An 11,932-nucleotide genomic window follows, 5' to 3' on the forward strand; every position below is an offset into this window, starting at 1 on the left:
TGACCATGGACGATATACGGAATTCATTGTGACGTTTTCCCGATCGGAGCTCCTGGCAGACGGGCCGGCTCCGGCAGGCCGTCCTGCCCGCTAAGACTTGTCCGTCCATTGAAACGGAGTCGTATTGAAATACAAATCCGGATTCACCGGCACATTATGCGCCCAGAACGTAAAATGCAGATGAGGGCCCGTCGAGAAGCCCGTCGACCCGACCAAGCCGATAATATCGCCGCGCTTCACGCGGTCGCCCGTTTTGACGCGCAGCTCGGACATATGGGCATATTGCGAAAACAGCCCCATCCCGTGGTCGATATAAATGGAGTTGCCCGTCAAATACAAGCTGTCCGCCAAGGCCACAATGCCGTCGTTAGTCGCCTTGATCGGCGTCCCCTGCTTCGCCGCCAAATCCAGCGCCAGATGGGAGCCGCTCAGCTTGCCGTTGACATAGCGCATATGCCCGTACGGCGTCGTCAATATCCCTTCGATCGGCTTGAGAAACGGCTCGGTGAACAAAAAGTCGGGCTGCGACTTGCTTCTCGCCGCATCGATTCTCTTCTGATCCGCATCGATCCGCTTCGTGTCCTGCCGCATGCTGTCCAGCTCTTCCGTCACCTGAAGATACTGTTTGGGAAAATTTTTGGCAAGCACCTTAAGCGTTTGATCGCCGATCGGATAATCCCCCGGCTTCACGTCTGTCCCTACGGGCAAGTAAGTGAAGTATCCGGCTCCGGACGGCTGCAGCGCATAGGTTTTCCCCTGCCACTCCACTTCGCCCGGCTTATCGCGGCGAACGAGCACCGCATCGCCCTGGCTGACGGAGCTTGGCATCAAGTACCATTCCGAGCCGATCGCTTGCTTGGCCTGCCCAGCCGAAGCGTAGCGCGAAGCCTCCGCGGCCCGCTGTTCGATCAGCAGCTTCTCCCGCTCCAGCGCTTCCTTCACCTCTCCGGTAACTTCCGCCTTCCACGTCGCTCCGCCGTCGGTCGTAATGAACAGCTTGCCGCCCGCTTCACCGTCGTCGTTCACGAGAGCCCAGCCGATCCGGTCGGTCCAAAACTGCGCTTGCTTCACCGTATACTCCCGGGATTGATACTGCAGAGCCGTTATCGTCTTAGCCCCGTGCAGCAGCCGCATATCTCCTTCATCCGCAGCGGAAGCCTGCTCAAGCTCCGGAACGGCGTCCGCCGCCTTCCAAGTCATCCCTCCGTCGGAAGTGATCATAACCGCGTCTTCGAACCGGACCCAGCCGTGCTCCAGATCGTTCATCTCGAACTCGGCAGCTTGTTTATACTTCGGCGCTTGTGCCTGCGCGTTCTGCTGCCGCTCCCCTCCGGCATGTCCTCCCATAGGCCAGGCAATATACTGCCCCTTCCATAGACCGTAGCAAACCCCTACGCCGAGCGCCGCAACGAGCACCCCCGACAGCAGCAGCCCGGTCCGTCTTGATTTGCGTGCTCTAGCCGCTTTGCCGCGCTTGCGTGATTCCATCATCTTTACCCCCGATGCATTCCATAATATGGAGTAATATACTCTATATTCTATCATATTTTCGGACCGGTCGTTCTGGCGGAGCCTTGGCCCGATGACGTTACCAATGAAAAACCCTCGCAAAGCGGCTGTCCGCTTCATGAGGGTCCCTTGCGAAGCTATTATTCCATGATCTTCGCCTAGTCGACGATAAACAGCTTGGCTCCCGTTTCGGTCGAGGAACGGTGCGGTTCCGCCTGATCCGCCACCTGATAGCTCATGCCGGACTTTAATACAAAAACCCTTCCGTCCTTCAGCTCGGTTGTCAATTCGCCCTCCAGCACAAGCAGAACATGGCCGCGGCTGCACCAATGATCGGCGACATACCCCGGCGTATATTCAACCATGCGCACGCGTATGTTTCCTATCTCAAGCGTTCTCCAGTAGGCTTCTCCCGTCTCGCCTCGATGCTCGGTCGGTTCTACGGCGCTCCAATCCATGGTGCCGAACGGCACGTCTACGATGTTCATCTTTTTCTCCTCCCGGTTCGTTTTCACTCTGAACCCCTGCGCCTCATCCCTAATACAATGAACTTAAGATGTCGCATCAGGCGCGTAGCATAGCCTTAGGGGAAAAACTCGAATAATCCGCTAACCGCAAATCCGCAGTTGTCGGCCGGAGCCGTTTTCTCTATCCGCTGCAAGCTTTCCCCTTCGCCCATCCCCGCCGGTTCCTTTCTTTGGTCCGTAAATATCATTATATCACGTTCGCAAGAAACGCGGGCGACGCGGCAAGCTCGAAACGAGCTTTGCGCTCCAACGTAAAACGGCGGATTAAAGAAAGCGGAGGCCTGCCGATACGAAAAAGCCAGATGAACGTGCAAGGCCCGCCAAGGGCGTCCCATTCCTGCTTTGCACTCGAAATGCGAACCTGTTAACCTTATAGTCGGGGTCTTTTTGCGCTGTAGACCTCCTAAACGCCAGGCATCGAACCAATACTGCAAACTGCCGGCCCCGACGGCCCCGCGCCCGGGCGGTGCAAACCGACCGGTAGATTTTTGCAGATGACGGATATATAGGAATCATTCACGAATAATTGTTGTTGAGAGGAACGGTGAGTACGATGAAAATAGCATTTTTCGATTCAGGATTAGGGGGACTGACCGTCTTATCGGAAGCGATGAATCAGCTGCCTCATGAGGATTTTCTTTATTTTGCCGATACGCTCCACGTTCCTTACGGCCCCAAACCGAAGGACGAGGTCAGGAAATATATTTTGGATTCGATAGATTCCATTATCCATGAGGAGATCAAGGCGATCGTCATCGCCTGCAATACGGCTACAAGTCTGACCATACAAGAGCTGAGAGGTCTCTACGACATTCCTATTATAGGAATGGAACCCGCCGTGAAGCCTGCGGTGGAGATGAACCGTTCGACGGGAAAAAGGGTGCTTGTATTCGCCACGCCGCTGACGCTCAAGCAATCGAAATACAACGACCTCGTTTCGCGCATCGATAATTTACATATCGTGGATTCGCTTCCTTTGCCCGAGCTGGTCGAATACTGCGAAGCGCTTTGCTTCGATAAGACGATCATCAGCGACTATTTCCTGGGCAAGCTCGCTCCCTTCAATCTCGACGATTACGGGACGATCGTGCTCGGCTGCACGCATTATCCGTTTTACCGAAGCTTGCTTCGGGAGCTGCTGCCCGATCATATCCGAATCGTGGACGGAAGCGCCGGCACGGTCAAGCGGCTCATTCAGGTTTTATCCGAACGGGAGATGACCAGCCTGAACGGCAGCTGTCGGATCAAATTTCTGAATTCAAGCGGATCTGCGGAGTATACGGACAAGATGAAGCGGGCGCTCGGCCTGCTGAGGAATGAATAGCGGCTGTCCGTAGCGCGCAAAGCCCCCGCTCCCCTAAGGAATAGCCTTAAGGGAATGAGGGCTTTTTTACCGATTCAGATGAACGTCATGAAACGTTTTTTTACGGATAAAACGTGCTTTGCGGCGTCGTTGTCGGGCACCAGCGGGATTTGAGCAAGAAGTCGATCAGCACGTCCTTGGCCGCTTCCGTACCGATATAATGCAGCGCTTCCGCGGCATGGCCGCGCACGTAGCGGTTCTCGTCCTCCAGCGCGATCTCCAGCTGCGGCACCGCGGCGTCGGCGGCCGCTCCCATACGGCATAGCGATAGTCCGGCAATGAAGCGCACCTGTACATCCTCATCCTTCAAGCAGCGGATCAGTCCGTCCACCACTTGGTCGGCAGGCGTTCCGACCATGGCCAGCGCCTCGGCTACCGTCTGGCGGACGACGACGTCCGTCTCGGGCTCCAGCAGCCGGATCAGCTGCGGCACGGCCGGCGCCGCAAAATGCCCCAGCTCGCCGAGCGCGAACGCGGCATGGACGACGGTTTGCGCCCGCTCGTCGGAGAGCGCCGCCGTCAGGCCGTCCACTGCGCCCGCTCCCGCGGCGGACAAACCGTACGCCGACGTGCGCGATACGTTGACGCTGTCGTGGCGCAGCCCCTGCAGCAGAGCCTGGATGCCCGCATCGCCCATGCCGGCCAGCGCGTACGCCGCATTCAGCGCCGTCGGCTCAAAGGCGTCTTCCAGCCGCGATGCCGTCTCGCGCACCTTGGCCTCATCGGCCTCTACCGAATCGGCCAGACTGCCGACCTCTCCGCACAGCCAGTTCCAGGTATCTCTCCACATCTCGTCATGCTGCGCAATATCCGTACTGAAGGAGGCCGGCTTTTTCCATTCGCGGTCGAGACAATCCCAGCTCGGCTCTGCAGGCGCTTCTGTCCGCATAAATTCGAACTTCAGCATATAACGCGGCTTGCCGAGAATATTCGGAGTCGAGCGATGCCATATATCGTAATGAATCAGCGCGAAGGTGCCTGCGCCGCCGCTGGCCACCGCTTCGCCCTGCACGTCGTCTTCGACGAACGTGCGGCTCTCGTAATTTTGCGTGCCCGGCATAACGCCCGTAGGTCCCAGCTCTACCGGAGTATCCTGCGGGAAGTACATGATCATCGCCCACCACGGATGATGGTTACGCATTTTTTTGTAGCCCCAGTAGCTGTCTTTATGCCAGCCTCCGGCTTTCGGCGAAGCGTTGAAATGGCCGTGCCGGTGCGTATGCATCAGGTAATTGGGACCAAGAACGCTGGTGAGCGCTCCCGTAACGACCGGATGGTCGAACAGCTTCTGCACTTCGCGGATACGCGGCAGCAGATTGTTGCCCGGATTTCCTTCCTGTTCATACACATGGTTAAGCTGTTCGGTCAAACGCTGATGAAATTCCGCAGGAAAATCGGTTTGCAGAATCAGAAACCCTTCGGTAACGAATGTTCTCATTTGCTCGTCGGTTAAAAGCACTGGCATTTGGCGACCCATGAATACAACCTCCTTAAGTGATCTTGATTCACATTATAATCATCCCGGAGCCAAGAACACATGGAGAATGCTAAGTCAAGTTTGCACAAAAGTAAGGATTTATCGAACAAAAGCCCGGACGCGTGCCGAGTTAATCCGCAGGCGGAAGCTGCGATAGCCTCTGTCCCGCCGTTCATCCGTACGCGCGCCGCAGAAGCCTGCGAGCCCCGGCAAGCCGCTCATGACCGGCCGCAGCGTCGGCTTAAGCCTTATCCGTCCGCGAGCCCCAGCCTCTCGTACTGCTCCGGCGGCGCATCATTGCTCTTCATCAGCCGGAGCATGTGCGCGGTCATCCGCTCTTCGATCTCTTTGTCCTGAATCGGCCGCTTCTGCTCCGGGTCCGCCTGAATATCGAAGAGCAGCGTGCCGAACCGGTGCGCCGGGATGTAGCTTCCCGACTTAATCTTGAGCGTCCGGACGCCTTTAGTAAAAGAAAACGGCTCGGACAGCTCCAGCTCCTGCAGCTCCGCGGGGCTGAACATCGACGCCATATGCGCCGGCATCAAAGTGTAGTTATAGAGCGGGCTGTTGTCCGGCCGCACCGGCGCGCGCATGTACACGTACCGCCCGTCGGTGCAATTCACATGCGCCCCGTGGATGCCGAACAGCGCCGCCTCCCGGCCAGGCTCGGCCGCAGCTCCCGCCTCCGCTTCCCACGCCCGGGTCAGCGGCACGCCCTGCATATCGGTCGGCGTCTCCGCGCCGAAGTAGTCGAGCAGCGTCGGCGCGATGTCGATCATCTGCGTCAGCGCGCCGCAGCGCTCGCCGCGCCTGCCGCTGCGCGGGTCCCATACGAACAGCGGCGTCCGGGCGATTTCGTTATAGAACGGCATTATATTTTTAGCCCACCAGTCGTGCTCGCCGAGCAAAAAGCCGTGATCCGTCGTGACGATCAGCATCGTATCCCGCCACAGCTCGTATTCGTCCATCGCGTCCATCACCTTGCCCAGATAAGCGTCGCACATGCTGAGCAGCGCAGCGTATTCGTATTTGCAATGCTCGGCTTCTTCCCTGGTCTCGCTCACCTTCTGATACTGGGGCCAGTCGAAATGTTTGCCGGTGTAATCATGGGGATATAAATCCTTATAGGCTTGATGCGAAAAGAACGGCTCATGCGGGTCGAAGGCCTCGATCTGCAGCAGCCAGCGGTCCTCCCCGCGGTTCGTCCGGATAAATTCGATGCCCTCGGCGAATGTTTTGGCCTGAGGATGCGCCTCCTCCTCCGCCATATACTTGCGGTTGATCCAATCCTGGCGGAACAGCTGACCGCGGTAGCCTTCGTAGCTTCCGACATGCTCGGGGATCGGCGGGTCCGCCACCTCTCCTTTCCAAGGGTCGCCCTCCTGGCCTCTGACGAAATCCCAGGTCGTATATTGACTGTGATACGTCGCGCCTCCCGGCTCCCAATAGTGATAATGATCGCTGATCAGGTGAGAGTGCACCCCCTGCTTGCGCAGAATGGCGGGCATCGAGTCGTCGAACGGCTCCAGCGGTCCCCAGCTGCGATGCAGAAAGTTAAGCCGGCCCGTCAGCAAATCGCGGCGCGCCGGCATGCACGGCATGCTGCCCACCCAGTTGTTGTCGAAGGTCACGCTCCGCTCCGCCAGCCGGCTGAAATTCGGCGCGTGCGTCCAGTCGCAGCCGTAAGGCGGCAGCATATGCCGGTTCAAGGAATCGAACAAGATCACAATCGCTTTCATGGGCGAACAGCCTCCTCCCGTAAGTTGTCGTACCATTGCCGCACTGCAAGCTCCAGCCTCCGCACGATGTTCGGATGCCGCTCCGCCAGATTGACCCGCTCGCCCGGGTCCGCCTCCACATCGGACAAATGCACGGCGTCCGCCGCCGTCCGGCTGAAATCGAGCTTGCCGTTCAGCACCAGCTTCCACTTGCCTTCGCGTACCGCCAGCTGCTCCCCGTACTCCCAGAACAGCATGCGCTCTCCGCCCGCCGGCGCCGATCCGCTTCCCTCGAGCATCGGCACAAGGCTCGTTCCGTCCAGCCCGCAGCCTTCCCCGGAGACGCCCGCCAGCTCCAGAAACGTCGGAAAAATATCCATCATCGCGCACACTTCGCCGTTCGTCTGTCCTCCCTCGATCAAGGCCGGATAGCTGAGTATCGCCGGTTCCCTCACGCCGCCGTCGAACAGACTCGCCTTATGTCCGCGGAATACGCCCGCGCTGCCTCCGTAATACAGATCCTCCGTGCCGTCCAGCCAGTTGCGCGACTCGGTCGAAGGGCCGTTGTCGCTGGAGAAAAAGATGACGGTATCCTCATAGACGCCCTTGCGCTTTAACGCCGCTACGATATCGCCGACCCCGTCGTCGACGGCGGCGATCATGGCCGCCATTATTCTGCGGTCCGGAGGCAGGTCCGGAAACCGGTCGACGTACCGCTTCGGCGCATGCATCGGGTAATGCGGGGCGTTGTAGCCCGCCATCAGGAAGAACGGCTCCTCCGCCGGGCTAGCCTCGATATATTCTACCGCCTTGCTCGTAATCATCTCCGTCATGTACTCGCCGTTCTCCCATACCTCCTGCTCGTTATGCCACAGATCATGCACCGGGTTCACGCCGCCCGCCTGCTCCCAGTAGAAAATATGCGAGTAATAGTCGATGCAGCCGGCGCGAAATCCGAAAAATTCATCGAAGCCGTGCGCGTTCGGCCCGTGTTCCGCCGAGGCCCCGAGATGCCATTTGCCGAACAAGGCCGTCCGGTACCCGGCCGCCTTCAGCGTCTTCGGCAGCGAAGGCAGAGACGTCTTAAGCCCGGCCGTCCCTCTCCTGCCGCCGAGAATATGGCTGACGCCGGCCCGCGCCGGATATTTGCCCGTCAGCAGCGCCGCCCGCGAAGGCGAGCATACCGGCGAATTGGAATACCAATTCGTAAAGCGTATGCCTTCCTCCGCCAGCCGGTCGAGATGCGGCGTCTTCATCTGCGAAGAGCCGTAGCAGCTCAAATCGCCGTAGCCCAGATCGTCGCAGTACACGATAATATAATTCGGCCGTTTTTTTGTCATCGTCCTTCTCCTCCTCCTTGAGCGTATAAATGGCAGAGCACGCTCCGCCCGCTTTCCGTTTCGACCGCCGCAACCTGCGTCGCGCGGCACACGTCTTTGGCCGACGGACAGCGGTGATAGAAGCTGCAGCCGGCGCCGGAGAAGGGCTCTCTCTGCACATCCGTCACCGGCTCCTCCTCCGCGGATCTCCACGGATCGGGAGAGGAGTACAGCAGCAGCTTCGTGTACGGATGCTGCGGGCGCTGAATCAGCTCCTCCGCCGGTCCGTATTCCATCACTTGACCGGCATACATGACCATGATCCGGTCCGCCATATAGCGCGCGCTGCCCAAATTATGCGTAATCAGAATCAGCGACAGATCCTCTTTATCCTTTAAATCGAGCAGCAGGTTCATAATGTCGACGCCGATGGACACATCCAGCATCGATGTCGGCTCGTCGGCGATAATCACCTTCGGATTCAGTCCTAGCACCTTGGCGATGACGACGCGCTGCTTCTGTCCTCCCGACAGCTGGTAAGGGTACTTGTCGATAAAGTCCTCCGCCGGAGCAAGCCCCACCTTGCGCAGCAGCTCCAGCACCCGCGGGCGGGTATCCCCTTTCACCTGCCGCTGCACCTGCATCGGGCGGCCGATAATATAGCCGATCGTATGATGCGGGTTCAAGGCGGCGAACGGGTCCTGGAAAATCATCTGCACGAAGGTCGGCAAGCGGCGGCGCAAATCCCGGTTTTGCCTAAGCGCCTCCCCGTTGTAATAAATGTCGCCGTCCGTAGCCGGAATCAGATTCGTCAGCATCCGGGCGATCGTGCTCTTGCCGCTGCCCGATTCGCCGACGATCGCCAATACCTCCCCCCGCTCCAGGGAGAACTGAACGTTGCGCACCGCCTGAAACTGCTTTTTCTTGAACATCGAACGGGATGTAAACGTTTTACCGAGATCGTTCACTTGAAGCAGAGACTTCATCGTATACCCCCTCCTTCGAATATAAATAACAGGCGATCTGTCCTTGCGCATCGGCCTGCATCTCCGGTTCCCGGCTGCGGCAATGAGGCGACGCATGAGCGCAGCGCGGCTCGAATTTGCAGCCTGCGGGCGGACGGATCAGATCGGGCGGGCTGCCCGGAATGCCCGTCAGCCTCGTTCTCGGGCCGGATAACGACGGGAACGAATTCAGCAGCCCTTGGGTATACGGATGCCTCGGCTCCTTCAGCAGCTGGCTCCGAGACGCCACCTCCACCAACCGGCCTGCATACATAATGCCGATCCGGTCGCACATCTCCAGCATCAGCGGCAGATCGTGAGTAATGAACAGCACGGAGAAGCCGAACGTCCGCTGCAGCTCCAATATTTTACGGATAATCCCGTTTTGTACGACGACGTCCAGTGCGGTGGTCGGTTCGTCCATAATGACCAGACTCGGCTTGAGAGCCATCGCCATGGCAATGACGACCCGCTGCCGCATGCCGCCCGACAATTCGTGCGGATAGCTGTCCAGCCTGTCCGCGGGCAGATCGACCAGCTTCATCAAGGCGGCCGCCCGCTGCCCCGCCTCCGCTTGCGCCGACGGCTCATGAGCGACAATCGCATCGATCAACTGGTCGCGGATACGCAGCACCGGATTCAGGTTGTTCATCGCGCTCTGCAGCACGATGGACATCTTCGACCAGCGCAGACGGTCGAACTGCTCGTCGGTCAGCGACGTGAGCTCCGTGCCGTCCAGCTTGACGCTGCCGCCCGTCACCTTGGCCGGATGCCTGAGCAAACGGCAAATGCCGAAGGCGGTCGTCGACTTGCCGCAGCCGGATTCTCCGGCAAGCCCGAAGATTTCTCCCTTTCCGATCGTAAAGCTGACGCGGTCGGCAGCCCTCACGACGCCTCTCGGGGAGGCGTACTCTATGCAAAGCTCCTGTACTTCAAGCAGATCTGTCAATGGGTCTCCCTCCTTATCCCCCTTGCTATGGCGGAAACGCCGGCCCAATCTCCCTGCGCCGCCGCTTCCATCGTCAGGCCGCAATCCGCTTGCGTCCCTCTACAGGGCCGCATTGCCGCGGTTCGCCCGGTATTTCTCCAGAATGCCGTTGCCGATCAGAATAAAGCCGAAGCACAAGAAGGCGATAGCCAAACCGGGCGGCAGTATCCACCACCAAGCGTGGAACATGACCGCATTATTCGCATTGGCCAAAGCCAGAATCGTCCCCCAGCTGACATTGGTCGGATCGCCCAGACCGAGAAAGCTCAGCCCCGCTTCCGCCAGCACGGCCTGCGTGGTGACGAGCACCTGATTGGCGAGGATGACCGGCACGATGTTCGGCAAAATTTCCCGGAACATAATTTCCGTATCCTTCATCCCCACCATACGCGCCGCCTCGACATAGCCGCTCTGCCGCTCGGACATCGTCTGGCTGCGGATGCTTCTGGCCATGTAGAGCCAGCTCAGACAGCCGATGATCAGAATCGTGCTGCCGACTCCCATCGAAGGCAGAAAGGAAGCGAGAATAATCATCAGCGCCAACGTAGGAATAATGAGAAATAGATCGACGATCCGCATCAGGGATTCCTCCACCCAGCCTCCTTTGAAGCCGGAAATGACTCCGACCGCGACTCCGATCACCGTCGTAATCAAACCGGCGATGATGCCTACCCAGAACGAGGTCCGCGTGCCGTAAATCATTTGGCTGAGCACATCCTGCCCGTAGCTGTCCGTTCCAAGCCAATGATCAAGCGACGGAGCGAGCCAAGAATCGAAACCGATATAGTTGACGGGATAGGGCGCAAGCGCCGATCCGAATAAAGCGATCACGGTAAAAACGATAAAGATGGCGAGCCCGATCTTCCCCTTCGCCCCCGGAAATGCAGAACTTATTGCCTCTGCTATACGCCGCATCATGAGCATACATACCTCCTTATAAACAATCCAAAAATCCGATTTCAACAGCGATCGAAAGATCAAATGGGCGCCGCAGCGGAATTTTTCACCATACTTTCATGCCCCTTTAGTTCAGCACCACCCGAGGATCGAGCAGCGGGTACAGCAAATCCGCAATCAAGTTGCAGACGATAACCGATATCGCGATGAACAGAAACGATCCCTGAATTAACGGGTAATCATGATTCAGTATGGCGTTGAAGGTTACCAGACCGACTCCCGGATAGGAGAAAACGATTTCCGTCGTAATCGCTCCGCCGATCACGTGGCCGAGCGAGGTCATGAGTCCGGTAAAAGAAGGCAGCAGCGCGTTCCGCGCTCCGTACATATATTTTCTGCGCCGCACGGAAACGCCCTTCGCTTTGGCCAGCAGCATATAATCCTCAGACAGCACGCGCATCAAATTGTTGCGAAGGACAAGAATATGGCCGGCGAGCGAAGCGATGATAAGCGTAAATACCGGCAGAAACGCATGCTTCAATATCGACATCAGCTTGCCCCACGCGGAGAAACTGTCGATGGCGGGGTCCACCGCCTGCCCCAATGGGAACCAGCCCAAGTAAAAGGAGAAAATCATGATGAAAATGATAGCGATCCAGAAAAAAGGCACCGAATTTAAGAAAAACGATGTAAACAGCGTAGAATTATCGAAAAACGACCCGGCCTTCCAGGCGCCCCGAATGCCGATCAGCCAGCCGACCAAATAGCTCAGCAGCGTAGCGATCAGCACCGTGCCGAGCGTCCACGGCAGCGCCTTCAACATCACGTCGGCGACCGGAGACGGATAATTGACGTAAGACACGCCGAGATTGCCGTGCAGAAGCTGCAGCAAATAGTTGCCGTATTGATGCAAGATGCTCGGATCGTCCAGCCCGAACTGGGCCTTTAACGCATTCACCACTTCCTGCGAGCCGAGCGCCTTCTCGGAGGCCAGCGCGGTAGCGGGGTCCCCCCCCATCAAACGGGGGAGGAGGAAATTCAAAGTGACCGCCATGTAAAGCGTAACAAAAGCAAAGCCGACCCTTTTAATCAAATACACGGAATTGTAGCGCACATAAGCACCTCCTGTT

The 11,932-nt window shown here is 58.1% G+C and carries 10 protein-coding genes; 1 reads left to right on the forward strand and 9 read right to left on the reverse strand.

What is annotated here, in order from left to right:
• Positions 1-90: 90 nt before the first annotated feature.
• Positions 91-1,491: a M23 family metallopeptidase gene (locus SK3146_RS11040; protein WP_249865121.1), complete on the reverse strand. Its 1,401-nt coding sequence runs from the start codon at positions 1,489-1,491 to the stop codon at positions 91-93.
• 176 nt (positions 1,492-1,667) lie between these two features.
• A complete protein-coding gene (locus SK3146_RS11045; protein WP_249865122.1) occupies positions 1,668-1,997 on the reverse strand; it encodes a DHCW motif cupin fold protein in 330 nt (109 codons plus the stop codon).
• A gap of 592 nt (positions 1,998-2,589) precedes the next feature.
• On the opposite strand from SK3146_RS11045, the gene murI reads away from it, so the two are divergent.
• A complete protein-coding gene (murI, locus tag SK3146_RS11050; RefSeq protein WP_249865123.1) occupies positions 2,590-3,360 on the forward strand; it encodes a glutamate racemase in 771 nt (256 codons plus the stop codon).
• A gap of 100 nt (positions 3,361-3,460) precedes the next feature.
• Here murI and SK3146_RS11055 read toward each other — a convergent pair whose 3' ends face one another.
• From SK3146_RS11055 to SK3146_RS11085, 7 genes are all read right to left on the reverse strand, one after another.
• Positions 3,461-4,876, reverse strand: coding sequence for a HEAT repeat domain-containing protein (locus tag SK3146_RS11055; protein ID WP_249865124.1), 1,416 nt, complete (start codon positions 4,874-4,876; stop codon positions 3,461-3,463).
• Positions 4,877-5,124: 248 nt separating this feature from the next.
• Positions 5,125-6,615, reverse strand: coding sequence for a sulfatase (locus tag SK3146_RS11060; protein WP_249865125.1), 1,491 nt, complete (start codon positions 6,613-6,615; stop codon positions 5,125-5,127).
• The gene (locus tag SK3146_RS11065) at positions 6,612-7,934 is read right to left on the reverse strand and encodes a sulfatase family protein (protein ID WP_249865126.1); all 1,323 of its coding nucleotides are present in this window, start codon (positions 7,932-7,934) and stop codon (positions 6,612-6,614) included. The genes SK3146_RS11060 and SK3146_RS11065 overlap by 4 nt, the downstream gene beginning before the upstream one ends.
• On the reverse strand, positions 7,931-8,899 hold the full coding sequence (locus SK3146_RS11070) for an ABC transporter ATP-binding protein (RefSeq protein ID WP_249865127.1): 969 nt from the start codon (positions 8,897-8,899) through the stop codon (positions 7,931-7,933). Before SK3146_RS11070 ends, SK3146_RS11065 begins: the two co-directional genes overlap by 4 nt.
• A complete protein-coding gene (locus SK3146_RS11075) occupies positions 8,865-9,866 on the reverse strand; it encodes an ABC transporter ATP-binding protein (protein WP_249865128.1) in 1,002 nt (333 codons plus the stop codon). The genes SK3146_RS11070 and SK3146_RS11075 overlap by 35 nt, the downstream gene beginning before the upstream one ends.
• A 99-nt stretch (positions 9,867-9,965) precedes the next feature.
• A complete protein-coding gene (locus tag SK3146_RS11080; RefSeq protein ID WP_249865129.1) occupies positions 9,966-10,823 on the reverse strand; it encodes an ABC transporter permease in 858 nt (285 codons plus the stop codon).
• A gap of 106 nt (positions 10,824-10,929) precedes the next feature.
• A complete protein-coding gene (locus SK3146_RS11085) occupies positions 10,930-11,916 on the reverse strand; it encodes an ABC transporter permease (RefSeq protein ID WP_249865130.1) in 987 nt (328 codons plus the stop codon).
• Between the last annotated feature and the right edge of the window lie 16 nt (positions 11,917-11,932).

Source organism: Paenibacillus konkukensis (genome assembly GCF_023523925.1).
Taxonomy (GTDB): domain Bacteria; phylum Bacillota; class Bacilli; order Paenibacillales; family NBRC-103111; genus Paenibacillus_S; species Paenibacillus_S doosanensis.